The sequence below is a fragment of the Paenibacillus oleatilyticus genome (assembly GCF_018998565.1).
Taxonomy (GTDB): domain Bacteria; phylum Bacillota; class Bacilli; order Paenibacillales; family NBRC-103111; genus Paenibacillus_G; species Paenibacillus_G oleatilyticus.
In genome coordinates, this window is record NZ_JAHNZO010000016.1 from 1 (window position 1) to 25678 (window position 25678).

General features: G+C 55.5%; 23 protein-coding genes. 16 read left to right on the top strand and 7 right to left on the bottom strand.

Going from position 1 to position 25678, the window contains the following annotated elements; translation table 11 throughout:
* Positions 1–286: 286 nt before the first annotated feature.
* Both KQX66_RS20245 and KQX66_RS20250 read left to right on the top strand, forming a co-directional pair.
* A complete protein-coding gene (locus KQX66_RS20245) occupies positions 287–1741 on the top strand; it encodes a SulP family inorganic anion transporter (protein ID WP_216794625.1) in 1455 nt (484 codons plus the stop codon).
* A gap of 159 nt (positions 1742–1900) precedes the next feature.
* Positions 1901–2566 (top strand): nitroreductase family protein, encoded by a 666-nt coding sequence (locus KQX66_RS20250; RefSeq protein WP_216794626.1) that lies wholly within the window; start codon positions 1901–1903, stop codon positions 2564–2566.
* A 347-nt stretch (positions 2567–2913) separates the two neighbouring features.
* Here KQX66_RS20250 and KQX66_RS20255 read toward each other — a convergent pair whose 3' ends face one another.
* Positions 2914–3111 carry a cold-shock protein gene (locus KQX66_RS20255; protein ID WP_010491474.1) on the bottom strand — a complete coding sequence of 66 codons (198 nt, stop codon included), beginning with the start codon at positions 3109–3111 and terminating at the stop codon, positions 2914–2916.
* A 98-nt stretch (positions 3112–3209) separates the two neighbouring features.
* Complete coding sequence (locus tag KQX66_RS20260) at positions 3210–3908, bottom strand: methyltransferase domain-containing protein (RefSeq protein ID WP_216794627.1); 699 nt, start codon at positions 3906–3908, stop codon at positions 3210–3212.
* Positions 3909–4185: 277 nt separating this feature from the next.
* On the opposite strand from KQX66_RS20260, the gene KQX66_RS20265 reads away from it, so the two are divergent.
* Together KQX66_RS20265 and KQX66_RS20270 are read left to right on the top strand one after the other, a co-directional pair.
* Complete coding sequence (locus tag KQX66_RS20265) at positions 4186–4377, top strand: hypothetical protein (RefSeq protein ID WP_054974061.1); 192 nt, start codon at positions 4186–4188, stop codon at positions 4375–4377.
* Between the two features lie 284 nt (positions 4378–4661).
* Positions 4662–5459: a TerC family protein gene (locus KQX66_RS20270; RefSeq protein ID WP_054974053.1), complete on the top strand. Its 798-nt coding sequence runs from the start codon at positions 4662–4664 to the stop codon at positions 5457–5459.
* A gap of 273 nt (positions 5460–5732) precedes the next feature.
* Here the strand turns inward: KQX66_RS20270 and KQX66_RS38105 are convergent, their stop codons facing one another.
* Complete coding sequence (locus tag KQX66_RS38105) at positions 5733–7415, bottom strand: thiamine pyrophosphate-binding protein (protein ID WP_216794628.1); 1683 nt, start codon at positions 7413–7415, stop codon at positions 5733–5735.
* 126 nt (positions 7416–7541) lie between these two features.
* On the opposite strand from KQX66_RS38105, the gene KQX66_RS20280 reads away from it, so the two are divergent.
* The 5 genes from KQX66_RS20280 to KQX66_RS20300 all read left to right on the top strand — a co-directional run bounded on the left by KQX66_RS20280 (position 7542) and on the right by KQX66_RS20300 (position 14306).
* Positions 7542–7724 (top strand): hypothetical protein, encoded by a 183-nt coding sequence (locus KQX66_RS20280; RefSeq protein WP_010491482.1) that lies wholly within the window; start codon positions 7542–7544, stop codon positions 7722–7724.
* A 226-nt stretch (positions 7725–7950) separates the two neighbouring features.
* On the top strand, positions 7951–9741 hold the full coding sequence (pepF, locus tag KQX66_RS20285; protein WP_216794629.1) for an oligoendopeptidase F: 1791 nt from the start codon (positions 7951–7953) through the stop codon (positions 9739–9741).
* A gap of 82 nt (positions 9742–9823) precedes the next feature.
* A complete protein-coding gene (locus tag KQX66_RS20290) occupies positions 9824–10174 on the top strand; it encodes a LapA family protein (protein ID WP_216794630.1) in 351 nt (116 codons plus the stop codon).
* Positions 10175–10355: 181 nt separating this feature from the next.
* Positions 10356–11714, top strand: a complete 1359-nt coding sequence (locus tag KQX66_RS20295) for a sensor domain-containing diguanylate cyclase (protein ID WP_216794631.1) — start codon at positions 10356–10358, stop codon at positions 11712–11714.
* Between the two features lie 144 nt (positions 11715–11858).
* On the top strand, positions 11859–14306 hold the full coding sequence (locus tag KQX66_RS20300; protein WP_216794632.1) for a beta-propeller domain-containing protein: 2448 nt from the start codon (positions 11859–11861) through the stop codon (positions 14304–14306).
* 185 nt (positions 14307–14491) lie between these two features.
* Here KQX66_RS20300 and KQX66_RS20305 read toward each other — a convergent pair whose 3' ends face one another.
* The 3 genes from KQX66_RS20305 to KQX66_RS20315 all read right to left on the bottom strand — a co-directional run bounded on the left by KQX66_RS20305 (position 14492) and on the right by KQX66_RS20315 (position 17775).
* Positions 14492–15328, bottom strand: a complete 837-nt coding sequence (locus tag KQX66_RS20305) for a DUF92 domain-containing protein (RefSeq protein ID WP_216794633.1) — start codon at positions 15326–15328, stop codon at positions 14492–14494.
* An 81-nt stretch (positions 15329–15409) separates the two neighbouring features.
* Complete coding sequence (locus KQX66_RS20310; protein WP_216794634.1) at positions 15410–16042, bottom strand: fumarylacetoacetate hydrolase family protein; 633 nt, start codon at positions 16040–16042, stop codon at positions 15410–15412.
* A gap of 128 nt (positions 16043–16170) precedes the next feature.
* Positions 16171–17775, bottom strand: coding sequence for a CapA family protein (locus tag KQX66_RS20315; protein WP_253957306.1), 1605 nt, complete (start codon positions 17773–17775; stop codon positions 16171–16173).
* Positions 17776–18130: 355 nt separating this feature from the next.
* On the opposite strand from KQX66_RS20315, the gene KQX66_RS20320 reads away from it, so the two are divergent.
* From KQX66_RS20320 to KQX66_RS20350, 7 genes are all read left to right on the top strand, one after another.
* Positions 18131–18907, top strand: coding sequence for an ABC transporter permease (locus tag KQX66_RS20320; protein ID WP_216794635.1), 777 nt, complete (start codon positions 18131–18133; stop codon positions 18905–18907).
* Positions 18904–19695, top strand: a complete 792-nt coding sequence (locus tag KQX66_RS20325) for an ABC transporter permease (protein WP_216794636.1) — start codon at positions 18904–18906, stop codon at positions 19693–19695. Before KQX66_RS20320 ends, KQX66_RS20325 begins: the two co-directional genes overlap by 4 nt.
* Positions 19696–19744: 49 nt before the next feature.
* Positions 19745–20719, top strand: coding sequence for an ABC transporter ATP-binding protein (locus KQX66_RS20330; protein ID WP_216794637.1), 975 nt, complete (start codon positions 19745–19747; stop codon positions 20717–20719).
* Between the two features lie 126 nt (positions 20720–20845).
* Positions 20846–21607, top strand: coding sequence for a metallophosphoesterase family protein (locus tag KQX66_RS20335; RefSeq protein WP_216794638.1), 762 nt, complete (start codon positions 20846–20848; stop codon positions 21605–21607).
* 190 nt (positions 21608–21797) lie between these two features.
* The gene (locus KQX66_RS20340) at positions 21798–23009 is read left to right on the top strand and encodes an MFS transporter (RefSeq protein ID WP_216794639.1); all 1212 of its coding nucleotides are present in this window, start codon (positions 21798–21800) and stop codon (positions 23007–23009) included.
* Positions 23010–23362: 353 nt separating this feature from the next.
* Positions 23363–23989, top strand: a complete 627-nt coding sequence (locus KQX66_RS20345; RefSeq protein WP_216794640.1) for an iron-containing redox enzyme family protein — start codon at positions 23363–23365, stop codon at positions 23987–23989.
* Positions 23990–24004: 15 nt separating this feature from the next.
* Positions 24005–24448: a hypothetical protein gene (locus KQX66_RS20350; protein WP_216794641.1), complete on the top strand. Its 444-nt coding sequence runs from the start codon at positions 24005–24007 to the stop codon at positions 24446–24448.
* A 90-nt stretch (positions 24449–24538) separates the two neighbouring features.
* Here the strand turns inward: KQX66_RS20350 and KQX66_RS20355 are convergent, their stop codons facing one another.
* The gene (locus tag KQX66_RS20355) at positions 24539–25636 is read right to left on the bottom strand and encodes a M20 family metallopeptidase (RefSeq protein WP_216794771.1); all 1098 of its coding nucleotides are present in this window, start codon (positions 25634–25636) and stop codon (positions 24539–24541) included.
* Between the last annotated feature and the right edge of the window lie 42 nt (positions 25637–25678).

Below are 25678 nucleotides of genomic sequence, written 5' to 3' on the forward strand. Positions count from 1 at the left end.
TATACCATATTAACGCGGTGAATGGATAAAAAACGGAAACAAAGAAATAGCCTGCTGAGGGTTTCTCAACAGGCTGACCGTACCTTCGGGTACGGTTTTTCATTTTGGCAAGAATTCTGCCGAACGGAGCCGTATGGTCCAGTAAATTTGCGATAAAACCGCTTTTTTCAATTTTCACAAGATGGAACGACGTTCCGATTTCTTGTATAATCTATCCCATTGACTATCGGCCCCGACTTTTCTGAGAGTGGAAAGTCACAACATCGTAGATCAGGAGGTACTGACATTGTTTTTGCAAAAATTGAATACGACTTGGTTTTCCAACCCGCGTGCGGACATTTTATCCGGGATGACGGTAGCCCTCGCCTTGATTCCCGAGGCCATTGCTTTTTCCATCATTGCCGGAGTGGACCCGATGGTCGGCCTGTACGCTTCGTTCTGCATGGCGGTCGTTATTTCTTTCACCGGAGGCCGCCCCGCTATGATTTCCGCTGCAACCGGAGCCATGGCTTTGCTGATGGTCACGCTCGTGAAGGAGCACGGTCTCGACTATTTGTTCGCTGCCACCGTATTGACCGGGATTATCCAATGGCTCATGGGAGCGATGAAGCTCGGGCGTTTCATCACGTTCGTGCCGCACTCCGTCATGACGGGCTTCGTCAATGCGCTCGCCATCTTGATTTTTATGGCTCAGCTGACGCATTTTACGGGACAAGGCTGGGTCATGTACGGACTGGTCGCTTTGACGCTTGTGATTATCTACACGCTGCCGCGGCTGACTAAGGCTGTACCTTCCGCACTCGCGGCCATCCTGGTCGTATCCGTATTAACGATCGGGCTGCATCTGGATGTCAAAACGGTCGGCGATATGGGGCAGCTGACGAACGTCCCACCGACTTTTCATATCCCGCAAATTCCGCTTACGTTCGAGACGCTGCTCATCCTGCTTCCATACTCGCTGTCCTTGGCCATGGTCGGCATTCTGGAGTCGCTGCTGACGGCAACGATCGTGGACGAAATGACGCATACCAAAAGCGATAAAAACCGGGAAGTGCGCGGTCAAGGCTTTGCGAACATCGTAACCGGCTTTTTCGGAGGCATGGCAGGCTGCGCGATGATCGGCCAATCCGTCATCAATGTCAAATCCGGTGGACGGACGAGGCTTTCGACCTTGGTAGCCGGTGTCTTCTTGCTGTTCCTGATTCTTGTGCTCGGCAATGTCGTCAAGCAAATTCCGATGGCTGCTTTGGTCGGCGTCATGTTCATGGTCTCGCTCGGCACGTTCGACTGGGGTTCGCTGAAGCAGCTTCGTACGATCCCGAAAACCGATTCGTTCGTGATGATTGTTACGGTGGTGATTGTCGTCGCTACGCATGATTTGTCCAAAGGCGTTTTTGCAGGTGTCGTCTTGAGCGCTGTCATTTTCGCTTGGAAAATGGCATCCTTGCGAACAGCCGCAACGCTTCTCCCGGATGGAAGCAAGCAGTATCAGGTATCCGGACAAATGTTTTTCGGAACGGTCTCTCACTTCATCGAGCAATTCGATTATGCCGGGGACCCCGCCTCCGTCACCGTGGATTTCAGCCATTCTCACCTCTGGGACCATTCCGCCGTGAACGCCGTAGCGAAGATGATCTCCCGCTATGAAATGCACGGCAAGGCCGTGTCCCTTAAAGGGTTGAACGAAGAAAGCAAACGGCTGGTCGACCGCATCGGCTTGTCCGTGCCCGGCGCCCATTGACGTTCTAGTCCCGCTTCCTGCGTCGTATGACGCGGAGCGGGTTTTCTGTTGGAGCCACCATACGGTTGTCATTTTCATGCGGCGCCGTTATAATGGAAAAGAGCTTTTAGTACCAAGTCCTAAGAAATACCGCAAGTCGAAAAGAGAGGATGGCCCCTAATGACCGATACATCTACACTGTCCTACCATGAATTCAAAACGATCGCGCTTGACCGCCGCAGCATCCGCAAATATACGGATCAGCCGGTTGCCGTCGAAGATATCCGCGAAATCATCGATTGCGCCCGTTACGCCCCAAGCGATACGAACTCCCAAACGTGGGAATTCATTGCCGTCATGAATCGCGACAAAATTAAAGAAATCGAGCAAATTACTTGGGATCAATTGCATCGCAGAGCCGCCGAAGCGGAGCAGCGCGGCCTTTCTAAGGAAGCCCGCCTGTTGACCAAGTCGTTCGGACCTTACGCTACCGCTTTCTCGGATGCGCCTGTACTGATCGTATGTCTCGCGACGCCGTACAACTCCAAGTTCCGGGAGCGTATTTTCGATCCCGTCGAACTGGTCAACGATGCGGTGTGGGCGGAAGAAGGCATCAAGAGCAGCTGCCTCGCCGCTCAAAACCTGATGCTGGCCGCACATGCCCGCGGACTTGGCACATGCCCGATGACCGGTCCGGTGCTGCTCGCCCAAGACCAGCTTCGCGAATATTTGGACATCCGGCCGGAATGCCAGATCAACATGGTCATTGCCCTCGGCTATCCTTCCGAGCGGCCGGCCCGCCTGCCGCGCAAGGAAATCGACGACATTCTGCGTATCGTCGATTAATGACGAAATGCTAAAAAACGCCTCGGACCAATGTTGGTATCCGGGGCGTTCTTGTTTTTTATGGCGAAGTCATTTTGGGCGGCTTCTCGGCACCCTCGCCTTCCAGCGGGGATGCAAAAAAAGCGGTTCCTGGAACGATTATTCCAAGAACCGCCTTGTTGGCTTTTCATTTGGCATTAAAACTTAAGTAAACTATCTAACGATGAGATGAAAACCGCCGCAGCGGTAAGTTTTCTTGTGAAATCAAGAAGCGAATTCAAGAAGTTTCATCGTTTTGATTTCTAAAAGAAAGCTTATATCAAAACCCGTCAACCGATTGTCGACCGGGCATCGTAGTTAGTTTCGTCTTACAGTTTGTGAACGTTAGCCGCTTGCGGACCACGGTTGCCTTGAACGATTTCGAACTCAACCGCTTGGCCTTCTTCCAAAGTTTTGAAGCCGTCGCCTTGGATTGCGGAGAAGTGTACGAATACGTCGTCGCCGCCTTCTACTTGAATGAACCCGTAGCCTTTTTCTGCGTTAAACCATTTTACTGTACCTTTCAATGAAAACAACCTCCTAGATGTATCGCCATCAAGGGCGAATGCTTAAAGTATATCACCCTTATCAGGATAAATCAACAAGACCTAAATTATACGCAGCCTTATTTTTGTACGCGCAGCAGCTCTTTGGAACCGGGAATAAAAGGCAATTCGGAGAGCTCCAAAGACGCCTCGAATCCGTCCGTCCGCAGCTCTTCCAGAAGCCGGTCCAACATCGGATACCGATCCCATTGCAGTGTAATGACGGGATATACCCGCACCTCTCCGCCTGCACGGCATACCCTTAGCAGCTCACGCAGCGCGCGGGCATGAAAGTCATAGTCGAATTGCTCATGGTACAGAAATAAAAAGTGGCTGCACAGCACAAGCCCGAACGACTCGTCTTCATATGAAAGATGAGGCAGCTTGGCCGCCGTATACTTGCTTCCTTCGGAAGGGTGCGCATAATCGTCGGCAAACCGCTTCATCGATTCCTCCCGCATCGCACGATGCCGGTCCGGGTCGCCGTAGAACGTCCAATCAAAGCTCTCCCGCAGCTTGGTCAGCTTCCCGGTCGACACTTCGATTTCCGTCATCCCGTGGCGGTAAATTCTTTCTGCCGACAGCTCGTACATCGGATCGGCCGCTTGAGCCGCCAATCCGCGGGCAGCAGCTTCCGCTACAAACGACGAAGCTCCTGCGGCCACGTCCAAAATCGGACCCGCCTCCAGCAGCTCCGGCTTCAGCCTAAACATACGTTCGTACTCGGCAAACGACCGGCAGGTCATTGCCACTCCAATCTGCTCATACCCTCTGCTCATCTTTCTCCGCTCTCCTCTGCTCATGTATTGAATCGCTTGGCCCCCACCCGCCCTTCGGCTTGGTGCTGGAGCTTATTGGCATTTTATCACGGTCTATGGTGATTGACAATCGCAACATGGTTGCCCGCTTGGTTGAAGCCAAGATCAATTCATGCTAAGGTAAAGAGGTAGCAAGGGCTCTCTCACTCGCCCGTAACCATTGGAATAGAAAGAGGTAACAGCCTTGAAAAATCAGGGGATTAAAAAACATACGATCTACAAAAAAGACAAATGGAACATGCTGACGGTCGAGGTCAACGGAAAGCAGCTGATTTTAAGAGAAATTTCCGACCAGTGGGGCGAGGATTGCCACACGTTTCTCAGCCGTCCGGAGATGATGCATTGGGTGAACGAACGCTTCTCGAAGGAACGGTTCCAAGGCACCGACGAAGAGCGCGAGAGTATTATGGAAGCTTTCCGTCAAGTTTAATACGAAATTGGACATATTTTTGCTTGACGCCCGGCTTGTCCATTCGGTATAATGAGGGCAATTACATAAGGATGTCCTCCAAAGGGGAGTAGCTGTCACAGTAAAGTCGTCAGTTCGGGTTCTGGGAAGAGCCCCGGCTTTATTGGCAACGAAACGTTGTTAGCAAGACCTTTGCCATTGAGGTAGAGGTCTTTTTTGGTGGAAAATGACCTGTACCGATGTGGTAGAGGTCATTTTTGTGTAAATACTAACACCAACAACAACGTAAAAAGGAGTGGTAGGACATGGAATGGTTGTCCGTAGAATTTCTTCTCGCCCTGATGAACATTGTCTTGATCGACCTCGTGCTTGCCGGGGACAATGCCATCGTCATCGCACTCGCAGCGCGCAATTTGCCGAAAGAACAGCAAAAAGGCGCAGTCCTCTGGGGAACGGTCGGTGCCGTTATCATTCGTGTCATCGCCACACTCGCCGTCGTCTGGCTGCTGAAGCTGCCTGCCTTGCTGCTCATCGGCGGAGTCGTGCTGATCTGGATCGCCTACAAGCTGCTGGTGGACAAGAAAGACCATGCCATCGAAGCCAAACCGCAGCTCTGGCCCGCCATTCGTACGATTATAATCGCTGACGCGGCCATGGGCTTCGACAACGTCATGGCGGTGGCCGGCGCTTCCCACGGCAGCTCCCTTCTCGTTATACTCGGCCTCATTATCAGCGTGCCGATCATGGTATGGGGAAGCACCTTGTTTATCCGGCTGCTTGAAAGATTTCCTTGGATCATTTACATCGGTTCCGGCGTGCTGGCCTATACCGCGGGTTCGATGCTGACGGGAGACCCGCTAGTCAAGGAATGGTTTATCGCCAACCCGATCGTGAAATGGGGCTTGGTTGCCATCGTCGTCGTGGGCGTTCTCCTGGCGGGCTACTGGAAAAAAATCTATGGCTCCTTGGTATCCATTAACGAGAGCGGCCACCTGACGATCCCGCCCGATCTGGAGCAGGGAGCGGACATCCAACCGAACGACAGCTTTGAAGCGAAGCGAGATGAAAAAGGTCGCATGATTTTGGTGAAGTCGCGAGGCTGATCAGGTTGCTCTTGAACCTTGAAATAAGTGCTCGCTAAGCGGTAGAGTAACTGCCTCCGGCCGCTGTTGACAACGGGTTAAATGAATTGGATATATTATGGTAATAACCCGTTGTCAAAGGCGGCACGCAAGCTCTCCGACAGTTACTCTACCTTCTGTATGCATTATTTCAAAAGAAAGTTCAAAAACAAAAATCAGCCTCGCGGCTAGTATGGTGGGGCAACGACGAAAAGCCGGCACATTCCACTAGTGCCGGCTTTGCTGCGTTAAAGCTTAAATTTTCGCATGCGGAACGGGTGTTGCGGCAGTGCGGACGTCGATCAGCGCAGGCTTGCTGCCGGTCAGCGCCTGACGGAGAGATTGCTCGAATTCAGCCGAATTCGATGCCCGATAACCGGAGCCGCCACAGGCTTCCGCGATAGCTGCGAAATCGGGCGGCTGAAGCGCGCTGCCGGTCAGGTTCATGCCGGCGACGTTCATCCGGTCCCGCTCCATCGCGTAAGCGCCGTTGTTCAGAATAACCAGTACGATCGGCAACCGCAGCTCGGCCGCCGTCTGGAATTCCATCAGCGTCTGGACGACTCCCCCATCCCCTGCTACCGCGATCACTTGACGGTCCGGGTAGCAGAGCTTGGCGGCTATTGCCGCCGGCAAAGCAAAGCCGAGCGTCCGCCACCGGCCGGAAATCAGGATATCCTGCCCCGCCTTGGCTTGAAAGATACGATTGAACCATAGCGTATGATCGCCGGTATCGACGGCGACGATCGCTTGATCCGATACGTGATCCGCAATCGTCTTCATGACGCGCTGCGGCGGGATCGGCGTGCCATCGGCCCGGGTCTCGGCCTCGATTTGCCGTTTCCAGCCCGTGCATACGTCGTGAACCCGGGCACACCAAGCGCTGCGGTCTTTGGCCGAGAGATGCTCGGCAGCGGCGAGTTTGGGTACAATCTGCCCGAGGTTGCCGACGACGCCCTTATGCAGTGGATGACCGAGGCCGATCGTTTCCCGGTTCCAATCGATCTGAACGATCCGCGCCTGCGTCGGCACGTAATCGTCCGGCCACCATGTCGCACCGAGCATGACGATCAGATCGCTTTCGGACAGCAGGACGCTGGACGCCTCGCTGCCGGCTTGACCAAGGCCCCCCGCGTAGCATTCGTGGTCGTTCGGAAACAACGGCCGGGCGGGCAGCGTGGTGATGACGGCGGCCGACAGCTGCTCCGCGAGCTGAAGGATATGCTCCGCTGCCTGCTTCACGCCGCGGCCAATGAACAGGACCGGCCGTTCGGCCGAGGCGAGCAAGGCTGCCAATTCCGCAATCTCGCTGTCGGGGGTGGCCAGCGGCTGATGCAGGTGGGCGGCGTACGACTTTATCTCGCCTTTTACCTTCACCGAATACAAGTCCTTCGGGATGGACAGATGGGTCACCTGCCCTTGGAGCAAACCGTGGACGAGCGCCTGTTCCATCAATTCGGGCAGCGCGTCCGCATGCGTGACCAGCTCGGATTTACCCGCCACAGCGGCGTTGAGCTTTTGCTGATCAACATACTGCTTGACCCGGGTGCCGATCTTCGCCGTTTCGACCTGTCCCGACAGCGCCAGCACCGGCGCCCGATCCATGGCCGCATCGGCAAGACCGTTCAACATATTCGTTACGCCGGGGCCGCTTGTTGCAAGGCATACCGCCGTCCTTCCCGTCAGCTTGGCCTCGGCGGAAGCCATCAGCGCGGCTGCACTCTCATGCCGACAGGCCACATACCGGATCGCGTTCTGTTTTCCGAGCTCATCCAATAAACTTAAATTGGCGTCGCCGATGACGCCGTAGATCCGCTCTACCTTCCAAGCCTTCAGCTGCTCCAGGACGAACTGCGATACGGATAAGCCCGCTGTAGGCTTTTTTTTGTCGGCAAGCACTGGGGGCGCGGCAGCGTCCGCAAGGGTAGTGGGACTCACGCAATCACTCCTTTCGTTTTCGGGTATAGCGTTCCCTTTGAAACGTTTCCCGTTGCATTTTTTTCATGAGGAGTTAAAGGAAAACCGCCCGAATTGGCGAACATAGACAGTAAGAGGTGATAAGCTTTGAGCAATGGCGCATCGATCTTGACGTTCATGATTATTTCATTCTCGCTCGCGTTGATCTTAATCATGAAGAAAGATTCCCTTCCGGCGAACGTGAAACGGCCGCTGGCCATTTTGGCGCTGGTGATGGTATCGTTTTCGTTCGTGCTGATGATCTTTAGTTTTTTTTCCGGCGCGAAGTAAGCCAATAGACTTCTTTCCTTGAATTCCCTATACTTATATTTAACCCGCGCTCCGGCTATACTAACTAGAGCTTTCCAACGGACCCATAAACAGCTTGGAGCGTGAGCGGGTAATGCGATTGTTACCGTTGCTGCTATCGGGCGCGCTGCTCTCCGGTGTGGTGATCGGATCGGCAGCGGCTGCGAATCAAGCAGCTAAACCACTTCATTTGACAAGGAGGGCTCCCATGAATCAAGTACCGAAGCGGAGCGACGTTCCTGCGGAACACCGTTGGAACCTGGAAGACCTTTTTCCGAACCAGCAGGCCTGGGACCAAGAGCATCAAGAAGTAAAAAACGCGCTGCAGGAAATCGGCCGCTTTCACGGCAAGCTGAACGACCCGGCGGCCATCAAGCAGTGCTTCGAGCTGGAGGATAAAATCTCCCTACATACCGAACGTCTGTATGTCTACGCCAACATGAAGCATCACGAGGACATGGCGGACCCTACATATCAGGCCTTATCCGATAAATCGAAAAGATTGAGCGTCGAAGCCGGTGAAGCGACCTCGTTCATTTCCCCGGAAATTTTGAGCTTGTCGGACGACCAACTGCAGAAGCTGGTGAACGATCCCCAGCTCGCCTTCTACAAAAGGACGCTCGAAGAGCTGATCCGCGAGAAGCAGCACGTGCTCAGCAAAGCGGAGGAGGCGCTGCTGGCCCAGGTCGGCAACCTGTCGCAAGCGCCGAGCACGATTTACGGCATGATCAACAACGCGGATATCAAATTCCCGAAAGTGAAAAACGAAAAAGGCGAAGAGGTCGAGCTTACGCACGGCCGCTACATCCAATTCCTCGAAAGCCGTAACCGCGACGTCCGCAAGCAAGCTTTCGAAGCGATGTACGCCACGTATGCCAAGCAAAAGAACACGATCGCCTCGACGCTTGCCGCCAACGTGACGAAAAATATTTTTTACTCCAAGATTCGCAAGTACCCTTCCACGCTGGAAATGTCCCTGTTCGGAGACAACATCAAGAAGGAAGTGTACACGAACCTGATCGACACGATTCACGAGTCGCTGCCGCTCATGCACCGCTATATGGAGCTGCGCCGCAAGCTGATGAAGGTCGACAAGCTGCACATGTACGACCTGTTCGCTCCACTGGTCGAAGAATACGACATGGAGATTACGTACGAGGAAGCAAAGAAAACGGTCAAGGAAAGCTTGAAGCCGCTCGGCGAAGAGTATTTGAAGACCCTGCAGGAAGGCTTCGAAGGCGGCTGGATCGACATTTACGAGAATGAGGGCAAGCGCAACGGCGCCTACAGTTGGGGCGCATTCGGCACCCATCCGTATGTGCTCCTAAACCACAAGGACAACCTGAACAGCATGTTCACGCTGACGCACGAGATGGGCCACGCGCTCCATTCCTACTTGTCGGACGCGAATCAGCCTTACCGCTACGCGCAGTATACGATTTTCCTCGCGGAAGTCGCATCGACGCTGAACGAAGCGCTGCTGATGGATTATCTGCTGAAGAAGTCAACGGACAAGAAAGAAAAAATGTACCTGCTCACCTACTATATGGATCAGTTCCGGACGACGGTATTCCGGCAAACCATGTTTGCCGAGTTCGAGAAGATCATTCACGAAAAAGCGGAGCAAGGCGAAACGCTTACCCCGCAGCTGTTGAGCCAAATCTACTACGATCTGAACGTGCAGTATTACGGCAAGGATATGGCGGTAGATCAGGACATCGAGATGGAATGGGCGCGCATCCCTCATTTCTACAACAGCTTCTACGTGTACAAATACGCCACCGGCTTCTCGGCGGCCACCAGCTTTGCGAAGCAGATTTTGGACGAGGGCCAGCCGGCCGTCGACCGCTATCTCGGCTTCCTGAAAAGCGGGAGCAGCGATTACTCCATCAATATCTTGAAGAAGGCAGGCGTGGATATGTCGACGCCGGAACCGATCAAACAGGCGATGAGCGTATTCAAAGAGCTTCTGGAGCAAATGGAAGCGCTGGCGAAGTAAGCCGCCGACACAGGCCGAGTCCGGTATTGCCCGGCTCGGCCTTTTTGCCCCTTCATGCAGCAGTCAAAAGGAGACGATTTCGATGAGAGCCCAATGGATGTTGATCAGCACGTTGCTTTTTGCCCTTATTACCGCGGTATTCGCCGTTATTAACGTGGAGCCCGTCCGCGTCAATTTCTTGTTCACCCAAGCCGACATTCCACTTATTCTGGTCATTCTGGGATCTACCCTGCTCGGCGGCTTGATCGCCTTTCTGATCGGCTTGTTCCGCCAGATCAAGCTGCAGCGTAAGATCAAGCAGCTTGAGAAACGGCTGAACGAGGCGTCCTCCGAGCAAGCTCTGACCGTTACCGAAGACGCGGGAACCCGGCCGTTCCTTTCCGCCGACACAGACTTGGAGCATGTGGAAGACGGAAACAATTCGAGCAAATAACGTTTTCATACCGGATGTTTTTTAAATAGTCAAGAAATAGTAAAATTTATATTAAATCTGCCATAACCTTTCCATCCTCATTGATCAAAAACTCCACTTTCATTAAAATAGTAAGTGCGAGTTTATGGAACGATTTTCCTAGTTACTAGGACGTAATCCATGCAGGAAGGATGCCGGCAGCATGGTTGATCAATGGACGGATGCAGAGCAAACCCAATTATATTTCAGCGCGTTTAGGCTATCCGCAAGCGGTATGGCTTTCTTCTCGGAAGAAGGCCTATTTTTTCGTGTCAATCCTGCATTCGGCAAGCAAATCGGCTATCCCGAAGAGGCGTTGAACGGCAAGCCTTGGGAACCTGTTGTCCATCCCGAAGATAGAGAGCGGATTCATAGAATATTGAAAGAGTTGGCCGACGGGACGTCCGCAGCTCAGCCGTTCGAAGCAAGGCTTATCCGCCGCGACGGTACACTGGTCCCGTGTTCCGTCACGGCGCCGGTCGTGCCCCGGCCAAACGGATGGCCGGCTTCTCTGTTCGTCCAAATCCTGGAGAGCGATGCACAGAGCCGATTCGCGGCGCTTGCCCCCGGACGGGAAGCGAAATGTGAGACGAACGGAACAGGCAGCGATTCACTCTACCGGACTCTTGTAGAGCAAAGCACAGACGTTGTGTCGATGCACGATTTGTCCGGCCGTATTTTGTACATTTCTCCTTCTTGCCGTGTACTGCTTGGGTACGAGCCCGAAGAATTGATCGGGACCAGCGCCTACGATTTGTTTCATCCCGAGGATTTGACGAAAATCCCTGGAATGATGTCCCCTATGGAAACGGCGCCGAACTTGCCTTTGAGCTCCTACCGGATTCGCACGAAAAACGGCGGTTATGTCTGGTTCGAAACAAGCGGACGAATTGCAGATGACGAACACGATTCGGGAAACGGACAAACGGTGATCTGCATCTCCCGGGACATCTCTTCGCGCAAGCAAACGGAACAGCAGCTGATGAAAACCAACGAGCTGCTGCAAAAAATTTCTTCGATCGACGCGCTGACCGGGCTCGCCAACCGGCGCTTTTTCGATGAGCGGTTTGCCAAGGAATGGCGGCATGCCATGCGTTTCTCCACGCCGCTGTCCGTTATACTGCTCGATATCGACTACTTCAAGCGGTATAACGACACCTACGGACATCATGACGGCGACGCCTGCCTCCAGTATGTAGCCGAAGCGATGCGGCGCGCAGCCAAGCGTCCGGGCGACATGATTGCGAGATACGGCGGCGAGGAATTCGTCATCGTGCTGCCGGTTACGGACGGCCGGGGCGCGCTTTATGTAGGCGAGCGAATGCGCTCGGAAGTGGAACAACTGCGCATCCCTCATCGCGGCTCCGCCGTCTCCTCCTTCGTCACCGCGAGTCTGGGAGTAGCCACCATGATTCCCGTCCGCGACGTCTCGCCGCGGGAGCTGATTATCCGCGCGGACAAGGCGCTCTATCGGGCCAAGCAGGAAGGGCGGAACCGGGCTATAGCTTATCGCGACGAATAAACCGGTAAACCGCTCTTTTTCTTTTTGGAAAAGAGCGGTTTTTGATGAAACAATTTCTTCGGGGGGCGCGTCAGTAGGGGTGAACAAGAAGAGATTTCAAAAAGGATACAAAGAGGGTACGAAACATCAAAGGAGGAAAATCAAGTGCAGAAAAAAACACTCTTTGCAGGCATGTTGGCATTGACACTCCTTACTTCCGTCTCCCCGGCGCCTTTATCCGTGGCGGCGGACACGGGGCAAGCAATCATCGCGCTGACGCTAAACGGACAGCCCGTCAGCTTGTCCGTGCAGCCACGTTTGATCGGAAACACGCTGATGGTTCCACTCCGCGAGCTGTCGGATGCACTCGGTGTGCAGGTGCAGTGGGACGAAGCCGAACGCTCGGCCACGGCAACCAAAGCCGATCGCTCGATCAAGCTTCGGCTGGACAGCAAGGAAGCTTTCCGCGGAAGCGAAGCCGTCACGTTGGACGAAGCGCCCGCGCTCGATAATGGAAATATTTTGGTACCGCTGCGCTTTTTCAGCGAGTCGTTCGATTTTAACGTTTATTGGGACGGCCCGAACAAGCGCGTAACGATTGCCGATGCGGACAAAAGCTTGCCGACCGTCGGTTCGCGGGAACGGATGGAAGCGCTGCTTAAGGAGTCTGCCGCCGTTCACGGAAGCGGTCCCAGCATGATCTTGCGGGGCGACAATGCGATCGCGGTTACCGAGAAATCGTCCGCTGACGCACCGCAAGCTGCCGGCAGTGCCGCCAAGCAGGCTTCCGACGCAGCGGCTCCCGCCTACTCCGGCACAAATGTGCAAGTGCAGGGCGTCGATGAAGCGGACGTCATCAAGACGGACGGCACCTACATCTACCAGGTGAATCGCGACCGCGTTCTCGTGACGAAAGCTTCTCCGGCCGAAAGCATGAGCGTCGTCAGCACCGTCTACTGGGCGGACCCGAATTTTTATCCGCAGGAGCTGTACGTCGATAACAACTACCTCGTCGTTGTCGGCAACACATCCTATCCGACGTACGAGAAGCCGGGACCGATTCCTTATGACGCCAGCCCTGCGGTTTCTGCAGAGCCGGGCATCGGAACGGCCAAGAAGATGGTCGTATGGCCCGGACGCCCGACCCGCTCGACGACGAAGACCATCGTTTACGAGCTTGGCGACCGGACCCAGCTGAAGCAAGTCCGCGAGGCGGAGCTGGAAGGGCATTACGTCTCTTCCCGCAAAATCGGCGACTCGTTGTACGTCGTAACGAACAAGTCGATGAATTATTTTTGGATCATGCGCCAAGAGGCGGACTCCGCCGCGAAGCAGGCGAACGAATCGCTGCCGGCCTACCGGGATTCCGCTGCCGGAGACCAATTTATTACGATCGGCTATGAGGATATCCGGTACTTTCCGAAAGCCGTCGAGCCGAATTATTTGCTGATCGGCGGCCTCAAGCTCAGCAAGCCCGATCAAAAAATGCAGGTGACGAGCTATCTCGGCTCCGGGCAAAACGTCTACGCTTCTCCCGACAACCTGTATGTCACCGTGAGCGAGTACGAGCCACTGAAAGAGAATGAGCAGACGGTGCAGGCGGACGGCAAAACCACCTTCATCCCTGCGCCGCTTAACTTGACAAGCGCCATATATAAATTCGGCATGGACAACGGGACGGTCCGGTATGTCGGGCGCGGCAAAGTGCCGGGACATGCGCTGAACCAGTTTTCGATGGATGAGCACAACGGCTATTTCCGCATCGCCACCACAAGCGGCGACATGTGGCGGAACGACGAGCATACGTCGAAAAATAACGTGTATGTGCTGAACGAATCGCTAAGCGTCGTCGGGAAGCTGGAAGGCTTGGCCCCGGGCGAGCGTATCTATTCCGTACGCTATGCCGGGAACCGCGCCTATATGGTGACGTTTAAAAATACCGATCCGCTGTTCGTCTTGGATCTGAGTAACCCTCAAGCGCCGGCTATGCTCGGCAAGCTGAAAATTCCGGGCTACAGCGACTATCTGCATCCGTACGACGAGAACCATCTGATCGGCTTCGGCAAGGAAGCTGTAGAGGTCGCTAACAAAAAAGGCGACGGCTCGGACACGGTCGCTTTCTATCAAGGCATGAAGCTCGCCCTGTTCGATGTATCCGATGTCGCGAATCCGAAGGAGCTGTTCAAGGAAACGATCGGCGACCGGGGGACCGAATCGCCGTTGCTATACAATCATAAAGCGCTGCTGTTTTCCAAGGAGAAGCAGCTGCTGGCCTTCCCGGTCACGGTTGCGGAAGTGAAAGATAAGACCGGCGCCAACACGCAGGAAAACGCATCGAAATACGGGGACTTCACCTTCCAAGGCGCTTATGTTTACGGGCTGGATCTGCAAAAAGGCTTCCAGCTTCGCGGCAAAATTACGCACTTGACGGGAGACGATATGAACAAAGCGGGGCAGCACTGGTACGGCAGCGAACGCAATATCGAGCGCCTGCTGTATATCGGCGATACGCTGTATTCGTCCTCGCCCGATATGCTGAAAGCGAACGATTTGAGCACACTACGCGAAGTCGGTTCGCTGCAGCTTCCGGCCTGGAAGCCGCGCAATCCGTAACGGTTGGCTTTTTGTCCTCCATGGGGTACAATGACCGAAGTGACATTTATCCGCTTGGAGGACTGCTTAAGCCATGGTAACTACCGTTATCGTCATCAGCATTATCGTCGCGCTGCTTATCTCGGGCATCACCATGTATGTAACGAAGCTTGCTTATTCCCGCAAGGAAGAGGATTAAACCGCTGTTACAGCCACAGCGAGAGTAGGAGAGCTACGGCACCGCCAAACGCCGAGCTTAAAGCGTTAACCGTGTCGTTGGTCATGAACGCCAACCCCCGGATTCGAACCGCCGCTGCCTCGCAGTGGCGGTTTTTTTCGATTTCTTTCCCGCAGACGCGGCAGCGGTACATGACCTGAACCACCGCCCCGAGCCACGAGTCGGCCAGCGACCCGGCGAGGCCCCCAACCAGCCCAAGGACGCACAGGCCGGCCGCCGACCGGACGGAGGCCGCCCACGCAGGGGCGTCCCCTGCCTGCTCCGGCTGAAGCGCCGCCAGCGCCCATGCGACGGCTCCGATAAACAAGCCGCCGGCCGCGGATGCGGCAAGTCCTAGCGGCGATACGCCGCCGGAAGTGCCGGGCGGCACCGGACGGCCGTTGACGATGGACCGGGGGGCCGTCCGGCTGAGGCCGCCGATCTCCGTCGCCCACGTGTCCGCAGTCACCGTTGCCATCACGCCGATGTAGACGGCCCACCAGGCCGGATGCGGTATGAATGCGGCTCCCAGACAAAGAGCGAGCCCCAGGCCGCCGTTGGCAAGCACCTGGCCGGCATCCCTCCGTCCGGATTTGGCATAGCCGCTCTCGGCGGCCGCCTTCTTCTTGCTCTTCCACTTCGACAATACCGAGGACGAGATAAAAAATGCAATCAGCGTCCCGAACCAAGCCAAGCTTCCTGCCGCATACATCAGCGTTCCGAGCAGGACCGCAGCGGCAGCCCCCGATCCGGACAGCGATCGTTTCCTGTACGCCGCCCCGGCAATCAGAACGCTTCCTGCCAATCCGATGATCCAATGCTGCAATTCATCCGAGCCCCTTTCAACCCCATGTAATATGATCGTAAAAAGCCGGATGCGGCAGAGCCCTCTTCGTTCCAGGACCCGCTACTTCCCGATCTTGGCCGTAAAAGCGCCGAAAGCACGCTCCCCCCAGAACAGCTCGAAACGGTCTCCGTCATTCACCGCCCCAACGCCCGCAGGCGTACCCGTGTAAATGATATCCCCTTCACCCAAGCCGTAATGTGCGGCGATATAATCTACGATCACCTGTAGATCAAAAATCATGTCGTTCAAATTCCCCCGCTGTACTTCCTGACCGTTCCGGTTCAAGGAATACTCTACCTGCTTGACTTGCCCGAAGCCGGGAAACGGACGGAATCCGGTCAGCGCGGCCGAGCCTTTAAACCCTTTGGCCGGGAGCCAGGGGTGGCCTTTCTTTTTCAACGCCGATTGCACGTCCCGCAAAGTAAAATCGATGCCCAGCGCCAGTTGGTCCACCAACTCGTCCACGGTGATGCCCTCTTTATACGCTTGTCCGATCCGGAGCACCAGCTCGGCTTCGTAATGCACCTCGCCCCGTCCGCCGGGCAGCTCGATTTCGCCGCCGTCAATCGCCGCCAGTGCATGGGTCGGCTTCGTAAAAATCATCGGCTCCTCCGGAATATCGTTGCCGAGCTCAGCCGCATGCAGTCCGTAATTGCGTCCTACGCAATAAATGTTGCGAATCGATTCGTTCATCTTCGGATCGTTCCTTTTCCGTTAAAATAAGACTCCGCCTTCATTATAAGCCCGGCTTGGAGGAATCTCAACGCTTGCGCATCGTAAAAAACGGCCGCCCCCATGCGAATGGAGCAGCCGTTTTACGTTCATCCGGATGTTTTCCGGTCTTCCTCCGTCTTGCGGGTTTCACCGGAGGATTTTGAAGATTCGTTCGTCTTTTTGGAATCGGTCGATTTCTTCGGATCTTCGGCAGATTTCTTGGTGCTTTCAGTCGATTTTTTACCGCCCTCGGACGATTTGGCGCCTTCCTCGGTCTTTTTCTTGCCCTCGGTATTCTTGCCGGTTCCCTGCGACTTGCCCGATTCTCCTGTCTTCCCGGTCTGCGTTTTATCCGCATCCGTCTTCTTCCCCGTATCCGTTGTCTTCCCGGTCTCGGACTTCTTGCCCTGCTCGGCCTTCTTCGGATCGGCGGCTTTGCCGGAATCGGCAGGCTTTTTCGCCCCGTCCGCAGGCGCTTTGACGGCTGTTTTGGACGTTCCGCCGACGATGCCCGTCTCCTTCTTCACAGGCGGCTTCTCTTCCGCGTCGGATGGAATACTGCGGGTCTCCCCAAGCGTAATCCGCCCTTCCTTGTCGATCTGCGCATTGACGGACAAGTTCGTCAGCTTCTCGAACAGCTTGTCGCGGGCCTCGTCGACCATCGGGACCGGCTGGGCCCACTTGGTCAGAATCGGCACCATGCTTAGATCGCAGCTTCGTTCCTTGGTGCAGGAGGCTTCCAAAATCATGCTTTCCCAAGTATTCGGATTATCATTGGTAGTAAATATAAAATTGCCCATGCTGTAGGCGATCCATTTGCCCTTGTACTGCTCGAAGCCTTGAACGACATGCGGGTGGCTGGCGACGACGAGATCTGCGCCCTCATCGATATACTGCCTTGCCAGATCGGTCTGCGACTTGACCGGATACGCCTTGCGCTCTTCTCCCCAATGGGCGATAACGACAACCAGATCCGCCTCGGCTCTCGCCTTGCCGATGGCTTCAAACGCCAGCTTCGTGCTGTAGGTTTCCGCCATCCCCGGCTTCGATTTGCCGGCGTACCAGCTCGTATCGGGAATGACCCGGCTGAAGCCGAGGAAGGCAATCTTGATGCCTTTTTGCTCCGTAATCACGTAGCTATACGCTTCGTCCGAATTCCGGCCCGCGCCTACATGCTTGATGTCCTGGGCATCAAGGTAATCCAGCGTATCGAGCAGCCCTTCGACGCCATAGTCCATGCTGTGGTTGTTGGCCAGATTCACCAGATCGACGCCCGCACGCTTCAATTCAGGGAGCGACTGCGGCGACGACCGGTACACGTATTCTTTCTCTTGGACTTCGCCTCTTGTCGTGATCGGCGTTTCCAGATTCGCTACCGTAATATCCGCCTTCTCCAAGTACGGCTTGACATGCTTGTACGGATAATCGTAGCCGTTCTTTTGGAGCAGGTCATCCACCTTGCTGCCGAACATGACATCGCCCACGAACGTGAGCTTGACTTTCGGGGATGGCTCCTGAGGCGCCGTCGCTGCACCGCTATCCGCTGCCGGCGGCTTCTCCTGAGTGACGCCCGGAGTCGTCGTCGCAGGCGGCTTGGACATCGCTTCGATCTTCGGAGGCAATGCCAGCCCGCCCTCTTTGTCCCCCTCCTGCGGAGGGTCCAGCTTTTGAATCAAATATGCGAAGGCGCCAGCCGTGATGAGGCTTAACAAGCCAATTTTTATCCAGAGCGTTCTGTTCTGCTTCTGCTCCTGTTCATGCTTTTGCTTACGCGATTGCTCCGTATCAACCGGTTCCTTCTGAATCTTAACCTACCCCTATCCTATCCCGCTGCGAATCAGCGCATATGTTCTCTTTTCCCATTATAGCAAATCGTCCGCCTGTGGTCATGGGGCACAAATACCTAAAAAAAACGATTGCCAAGCCCCCCCTTATTCTGGTAACATAGATTTTCTCTCGACTTTTTAGGCAACTCACCTCAATCCGCCTCATCCCTCGCCGAACCCGGCGAACCGGGCTTCGCTGCCGTTACCAGCAAAGCTCCAATCCAAGCTTACGGAGGTGTCTATGCTTTTCCCTGTCTTAATGAAGAAAGCGTTCGCACGCAATCTGCAGTACCGCTTGTCCCATGCGGTCAATACGGTCGCCAGCATCGTGTTCGGGCTGATCTACGTCTCGATCTGGCAGGGCATCGGACAGCAGGACGGCATGCACGGCTACAGCCTGCAAACCGTCATCCATTATGTCGCGCTGAATCAAGCGACGCTGTGGGTAACCTTGTTCGTGACCAACGGGCTTGGAATCGAGCGCTCCGTACGTACCGGACAGATCGCAACCGACTTGATGCGTCCGGTTCATCTGTTTTACCAGTTGATGTGCCGCGAATGGGGACAAATCGGTTACCAATTGCTCTACAAAACGATCCCCATCTACCTGATTTACATATGGATGCTCTCGCTTCCGGTTCCACGCAGTACCGGCACCTGGCTTGCTTTCGCCACGGCGCTTGCGATGGCCGCCTATATGAACATTTGCGTGAATTACCTCATCGGCGTAACGGCCCTCTGGACTACCGAATCGACTTGGCTATTTTGGGTTCACAATTCCATCTCAAGCGTGCTTTCCGGCTTTCTCATTCCGATCGAATGGCTGCCGCACTGGCTTCAGCGCATCGCTTACATGACACCTTATCCGTACATGCAGTACATTCCAAGCAAAATTTATTTGGGCCTTGCTTCCCCGTCCGAAATGTACGGCGGCCTTTTGTGGTGCGTACTGTTCACTGCGCTTTGCCTCGCCGCAACCGCTGTCGTACGGAATAAAGTGGAGGTGCAGGGCGGATGAGCACGGTACGCATGTTTTTGCTGCTGGTCAAAGCCAGCGTCCGCAGCCGGATGCAGTATAAATTCAATTTCTGGCTATCCACCGTGCTCGCGGCCCTTGTCAGTGTGATGGACTTTTTGCTGCTCTCCGTGATTTTATGGAAATTCGACTCGATTCAAGGCTGGAGCTTGTACGAAATCGGCTATTTGTACGCCACCATCCTGCTGTCCAAAGCGCTCTACCGCAGCTTCGCCAACGACGTGCATCATTTGGAAAAATATTTGGTCTCCGGCGATCTGGACCAGCTGCTTGTCCGGCCGATTCCCGTCTTGCTGGCGCTGATGTCGCAAAATTTCCGCCTGATGCTCGGCGAATGGGTGCAGGGCGGCATCATCCTGACGCTCTGCTTAGGACAAATGATAAGCTCGGGACAGGTGACCGCAGCCGCCATTCCGCTCACGCTAGTCGTTCTGGTGACGGGCGCAGCGCTACTGTTCGCCATCGGACTCGGCACCGCAACGTTCGGCTTCTGGACGACGCGGGTCAGCGAACTGCAAAACTTGACCGAAGATGCCGCAAACAAAGCCGTGCAGTATCCGATGGAGCTGTATCCCGGTTGGCTGCGGACCTTGCTACTCACCTTGATCCCCGTCGGGATGGCGAACTACATGCCGGCGCTTTATATCGTGAAGGGCCAGCTCGGCTGGTGGCTGCTGCCGGCCGTCATGGCTTTTGCCGCCGTCTTCCTGTGGCTCATGCTGCGGTTTTGGCGGTTCGGCCTGAGCCGCTACCAGAGCAGCGGAAGCTGATTTTCCACAGACTTCCACACTTCCAGATCTGAAAGGAGCGAATGAACCGATGATTGAGGTTAAGCATTTACATAAAAGCTTTCGCATTCCCGCCCCCCATTTAAGCCGGTGGGAACGGATCAAAGCGGCCGTGACCGGAGGCGGGGCGGAAAAAACGGCGGTCCGCGATATCAGCTTCACGGTCGGTACGGGCGAGTTCGTCGGGTATATCGGTCCGAACGGCGCCGGAAAATCGACGACGATCAAAATGTTGACCGGCATTCTGCACCCGACCTCGGGCGAGGTGCGGATCGACGGCATGAGCCCGCATAAGGACCGCCGCCGGGTCGTTTCCCGGCTGGGTGTCGTCTTCGGCCAGCGCAGCCAGCTGTGGTGGGACTTGCCGGTGCGCGATTCGTTCGATATTTTGTGCGCGATGTACCGCATCGACCGGCAGCGGCAGCAGCGGACGCTGGCGGAGCTGGACGGGCTGCTCGGCCTCGGCGAATTCGCCGATACGCCGGTCCGCAAGCTGTCGCTCGGCCAGCGGATGCGGGCCGATCTTGCCGCCGCATTGCTGCACGAGCCGGATATCCTGTTCCTTGACGAGCCGACCATCGGACTGGACGTCATCGCCAAGCGCAACATTCGCGGGCTGCTGTCCAAAGTAAACCGTGAGCTCGGCAAGACGGTGCTGCTGACGACTCACGATATGGACGACATTGAGCAGCTCTGCGACCGCGTCATGGTGATTAACCACGGGTCGCTGGCGTACGACGGAACGATCGGCGAGCTGCGGGAGCGCATCGGACTGCCGACGATTCTGCGCGTATCGTTTGAAGCCGAAGTTTCTCCGGGCGTTGCCACGGAGCCGGAGTTAGGCTTCACCGTTGCGGAAGCGAACGGCTGCGAGCTGACCGTCCATTTCAACCGGCAGGAGCTTCCTGCCTTAGAGGTACTCCGCCGGCTGGAGCCATATGGAACGGCCCGCGACGTTCATATGGAGGAGCCGGATTTCGAAGAGATCATTCATAAAGTGTACTAGGACGCCGACAAAGCTGCAAAAAATAAGAACCTTCCGGGAATGCCGTTCTCCGAAGGTTCTTTGCATGTGCTATAATGGAAGGATCCGCCACTTGGCAGCAGCAGAAACAGGAGGAACCTATACATCATGGACAAAATCGCCGTCATTTCCGACATCCACGGCAACTTGCCTGCGCTGGAGGCGGTCGTTCGGGATATTCGCCGCCGCCGTATCCGGCGTATCGTCTGCCTCGGCGATCTGGTCGGCAAAGGGCCTCAGCCGTGCGAGGCGGTAGACCGCATTCGCGAGTTATGCGAAACGACGGTGCAGGGCAACTGGGATCACGGCATCAACAACCCCCAGGATAAGGAAACCGGCTTGTGGCAGCAGCGCCTGCTCGGGACAGAGCGGCTTCGCTACTTGCGGGAGCTGCCGTTTTCCGCGGAACTGCGGCTAAGCGGACGCCGCGTACGGCTCTTTCACGCTTCCGCGCAAAGCATTTATCATCGCGTGATCCGCAAGGCTAATAAGAAGGAAAAGCTAGCAATGTTCCAAAATACGGACCAGACGGGCGGGTTTGCGGGCACGGAGCTGACACCGGATGTCATCGGCTACGGAGATATCCACGTTCCTTACGTCCAGACGCTGAAGTCGAAGGCGGGACAAGGTCTGCTGCTGTTCAACACCGGCAGCGTCGGCGCGCCTTACGATGGGCTCCCTTATGCGAGCTATGCCATTCTGGAAGGAGAGACGTCGCATCCGGCCTGCCTGGAGCCTGCCCCGTTCTCCGTACAGCTCGTCCGCGTGCCTTATGACGTCGAGCAAGCCGTCGCCATCGCCGAACGCGTCGGCCTGCCCAATCTGGAGCGGTTCGTTGGCGAAATTCGCAGCGGGATCGAGCGGAAATAACGGGCTGGCATTCGTCGTCATGTCCGGGACAACCAACCGTCTCTTGCCCCGAACACGTTTGCATCGCAGAAATAATGAGAGTATACTCGAAGCATGTCGAACGATACATTACATAGACCAGCACACAGAGGACGGCAAACATCTTCTTCGGTTTGCATGCGATGGTCAGCTTGAAAAGAGGCGAACTCGCGTGGCGAAATGGCAGGTTAACTTAATCGTATTATGGGTGGGACAATTTTTGGTCATGGCCGGCATGACGATGATTGTTCCTTTTTTGCCTTTGTATTTGCAGGAGCTGGGCCTCCATGACCCTCATAGCGTTGCTACTTGGGCCGGGGTCATCTTTGCGGGGAATTTCGTCACCTCCTTTATCTTTCAACCGATCTGGGGCGGACTCGCCGACCGGTACGGACGCAAAGTGATGCTGCTGCGCTCCGGCTTCGGCATGGCGATTGTCATGACGCTGATGGGCTTCTCGACCAGCGCCTGGCATCTGCTGCTTCTCCGGCTCTTGAACGGTACGGTGTCCGGCTTCGTGCCCGCGGGAGTCGCGCTGATGTCGGCCACCACGCCGCGGGAGAAGGTCGGCTTCGCGATGGGCACGCTGCAATCCGGCTCCGTCGCCGGATCGATTCTCGGGCCGTTTCTCGGCGGACTGCTGGCAGAATGGATCGGGTTCCGCAACATTTTCTTCGTGACGGGCGCGACGCTCTTCGCCGCCTCGCTGCTTGCAGCGCTGCTGGTGAAGGAAACGTTCGACGCGAAAAAAGCGCTTCAGAAGCCGAAGCAGTCCATGCTGGCGGCGTTCAACGAGCTGCGGCGCATTTCGCAGCTTCCTTCGCTGTACTCCGTCACCTTCTTGATCCAGTTCTCGCTGCTCAGCGTCATGCCGCTTCTCCCGCTGTTCGTTCAGCAGCTTCACGGACAGGACGAGATGCTGGCGTTCTACGCCGGTCTGGTCGGATCGGTGACCGGCTTCTCCAATATGATCGCTTCGCCGGTATTCGGCAAATTGTCCGATCGGATCGGACCGGAGAAAATTCTCGTAACTTGCCTGCTCGGCGCCGCCGTAGCTTCGGTCCCCCAAGCCTTCGTGCATAACGTGTGGCAGCTCTGCGCGGCCCGGTTTTTCCTCGGCATTTTTCTCGGAGGACTGCTCCCTACGGTGAACGCGCTCATCCGGAAATATACGCCGAACGGGATGGAAAGCCGCTCCTACAGCTTCAACACAAGCGCGCTTGCGCTCGGGAACATGCTGGGCCCCGTCGTAGGCGGAGCAATCTCCGGCGTGATGACGATCCAGCAGCTTTTTCTTGTTTCGGCCGTTCTGCTCTTGATTAATGGCTTGTGGGCCCGAAAATCGATTTTGCTCCGACAAAAATCGACCCCCTCCCCTTCATAACCACGCTTATCGCAATCAGCCTGTAAGCCTTTGGTGCTTTGTCATCCTGGGCTTACAGGATTTTTTTGCCAAAAATCTATGATTTTCCGCCTATTTTCTCCGAAAATTTGACAAATTAGTGAACTTTAATGAAAACTTAATAAATAAATTATGCCATTTTTCCTAACAAGAAGGAAAATGTATCCGATAATAAGAATGTAAGAAATAGTAAAGAAAATTAAATATTTTTTTCCTCCTGCTTACCTTATGGATGGTGTTTCCAAAGGAGGTGAACCAGAAATTCGCTTATGATCCGTCATCTGTCGTTCCACCGGGAAGTATCCAATTCAACAGAGAAAAGAGGAAGATAATTTATGAAGCAATCACAAGTTGTTGAGACGATTTCGACGATCATCGCAGAAGAACTTGAGAAAGCAAAAAAGTCGAATCCTTTTTTCACCCGATTTCCCGAGAGCGCGCAACCGGAGGATTTCAAATGGTGCATGCACCTATACCACTTGTCCAAGCATTTCGGAGAGCTTCTTAAACTGCGCTGGGAGCGGTTCCCGGACGTCGATCACGATGTTTTCTCCACCCATTACAAGGAAGAGAAAGACCACGCCGAGATGCTCCGCAAATGGATGACGGATTTGGGGCTTGACGACCCCGAACAATCGTTTCCGAATTATGAGACCGAGGACTTCATTTCGCTCCAGTACCGCGCTGTCAGCTCCATGAGCGAAAACTTGTCGCTGCTTCTCGTGAACAGTACGGCGGAAGGCTACGCCCACGCCATGTACCTGCACGCCTACGCGATTTTGAAAAGAGCCGGATTTACGAATCTGGAGTATTGGGAAGTACACTGCGTGGCGGACGAGGAGCACAGCAACGTCTATCATCTCATTCAGGATATGAACGATACTGAACTAAAGGAAGCCGAGCATTTGGTTCGATATACGTGCCGTTCGCTCGATATCATGCTCGCGTCCTGGTTTAAATAGGAGGAATAGATTGATATGGCATTCGAAGACGTTTTTAAGTATCACATTGATCGCACAAACCATGTTTTGTCCTGGCAGGTACTCGATTCGTTGACAGTGGAGGATGCTACCGAAGCAAGCAAGCTGGTAAAAAGCAGCCTTTCTACGATGAGCGGAGCCAAGCTCCTCGTCGATAACCGGTTCATGATCAAGAACGGCCGACCGATTGTCTTCTCTCCCGAAGTGAACGCGATCTGGGAGCAGCTTCAAGGCGGCATTTTGCCTCAAGTATCCCAGTGCGCCGTGCTGTGCAGCGGAGCGATTATGAAAATGCAAATGGACCGCATCGCGCGGGCGTCCGGATTTATCGACGTGCTCCAGAGCTTCTGGAACGACGATCCGAGCGTCATGAAAAAGGAAGCCTACGTCTTTCTGGGCATTTCGTCCAACGAGCTGATCGACAGGCCCGTAAGCGTATAAATGCGGTATATATAAAGAAGGCCGGGAAACGCTTGAGGGCGCTTCCCGGCCTTCTTTTATTGCTTGCGCGAGTGCGCGAAGCGAAGCTCTCTAGCACCGTGCAATCAGCTCCGCAAGAAGCGCCGTACGGAACGGAATTTCGTCTATCCGGACGTACTCGTCTGGCGAATGGGCGTAATCGCCCCGCGCCCCCAGCCCGTCCAGCGTCGGCGTGCCGACGGCAGCGGTAAAATTGCCGTCGCTGACGCCACCCGTATGCGTCTCCTCCAGCTCGACGCCGAATTCGGCGCGGGCAATCTGCCGGGCCAGCGCAAACAGCGCCGCCGTCCGTTCCGTCCGCTCCATGGGCGGACGCATCATCCGGCCGGTCAGCTGCAGCCGGGCCTCCGGCAGTACAGGAACGAGCCCGCCAAGCGCCGATTCGATTCTCCGGGCTTCCTCCGCCGTGGCGACGCGGATGTCGATCTCCCCTTCCGCATGCTCCGCCACAACGTTGGAACCGATGCCTCCCTTGACGACACCGACGTTCACCGTCGTCCCGACCGCGGGATCGGTCAAGGCATGCAGCCGCTGGATCTGGCAAGCGAGCTCCTGGATCGCCGAGACGCCCTTTTCCGGATTCACGCCGGCATGCGCGGAAACGCCCTGCACCGCAAGCTTAAACCGGCCGCTTCCTTTGCGCGCCGTCTTCAGCGCACCGCTTGGCTCCATCGGCGGCTCCAGCACGAAGGAGACGGCGGACTTCCTGGCCTGCTCTTCGATAAAAGCCCGGGACGTCGGACTGCCGAGCTCTTCGTCGCTGTTGAGCAGGAGCACGATTTTTTTATCCGCCGGGAACCGCCCCGACTCTTGCAGCGCCTTGATCGCAAACATCGCCTGCATCAGTCCCGCTTTCATGTCGTAGACCCCGGGCCCGTAAGCGCGTCCGTTCCCGATGCGAAACGGCCGGCGCAACGCTTCTCCTTGCGGCCAAACCGTGTCGAAGTGGCCGACCAGCAAAATCTGCTTCTCCCCTTGCCCTGCCTCGCACAGAAGCCGGTCGCCGTATACTTCGTTCGGGACCCGGACGACCGTTCCTCCCGTAATTTCCTTGAATTGGCCCGCGTACCAGTCCGCCATCCGGTCGTTCAGCGCTTTGTCGGCGGACGGCGAATCCATATTGACGCTTGCTTCAAGCCGCGCCAGCATCTCGGGCAAATATTGTTCAATCCGATCTTTTATTGACTTCAC

Coding starts and splice junctions, on each gene's coding strand:
- pepF (WP_216794629.1), top strand. CDS start 7,951: ATGAATCAAGTACCGAAGCGGAGCGACGTTCCTGCGGAACACCGTTGG.
- KQX66_RS20355 (WP_216794771.1), bottom strand. CDS start 25,636: ATGCTGGCGCGGCTTGAAGCAAGCGTCAATATGGATTCGCCGTCCGCC.
- KQX66_RS20345 (WP_216794640.1), top strand. CDS start 23,363: ATGAAGCAATCACAAGTTGTTGAGACGATTTCGACGATCATCGCAGAA.
- KQX66_RS20270 (WP_054974053.1), top strand. CDS start 4,662: ATGGAATGGTTGTCCGTAGAATTTCTTCTCGCCCTGATGAACATTGTC.
- KQX66_RS20350 (WP_216794641.1), top strand. CDS start 24,005: ATGGCATTCGAAGACGTTTTTAAGTATCACATTGATCGCACAAACCAT.
- KQX66_RS20265 (WP_054974061.1), top strand. CDS start 4,186: ATGCTGACGGTCGAGGTCAACGGAAAGCAGCTGATTTTAAGAGAAATT.
- KQX66_RS20325 (WP_216794636.1), top strand. CDS start 18,904: ATGAGCACGGTACGCATGTTTTTGCTGCTGGTCAAAGCCAGCGTCCGC.
- KQX66_RS20260 (WP_216794627.1), bottom strand. CDS start 3,908: ATGAGCAGAGGGTATGAGCAGATTGGAGTGGCAATGACCTGCCGGTCG.
- KQX66_RS20330 (WP_216794637.1), top strand. CDS start 19,745: ATGATTGAGGTTAAGCATTTACATAAAAGCTTTCGCATTCCCGCCCCC.
- KQX66_RS20295 (WP_216794631.1), top strand. CDS start 10,356: ATGGTTGATCAATGGACGGATGCAGAGCAAACCCAATTATATTTCAGC.
- KQX66_RS20290 (WP_216794630.1), top strand. CDS start 9,824: ATGAGAGCCCAATGGATGTTGATCAGCACGTTGCTTTTTGCCCTTATT.
- KQX66_RS20310 (WP_216794634.1), bottom strand. CDS start 16,042: ATGAACGAATCGATTCGCAACATTTATTGCGTAGGACGCAATTACGGA.
- KQX66_RS20250 (WP_216794626.1), top strand. CDS start 1,901: ATGACCGATACATCTACACTGTCCTACCATGAATTCAAAACGATCGCG.
- KQX66_RS20320 (WP_216794635.1), top strand. CDS start 18,131: ATGCTTTTCCCTGTCTTAATGAAGAAAGCGTTCGCACGCAATCTGCAG.
- KQX66_RS20335 (WP_216794638.1), top strand. CDS start 20,846: ATGGACAAAATCGCCGTCATTTCCGACATCCACGGCAACTTGCCTGCG.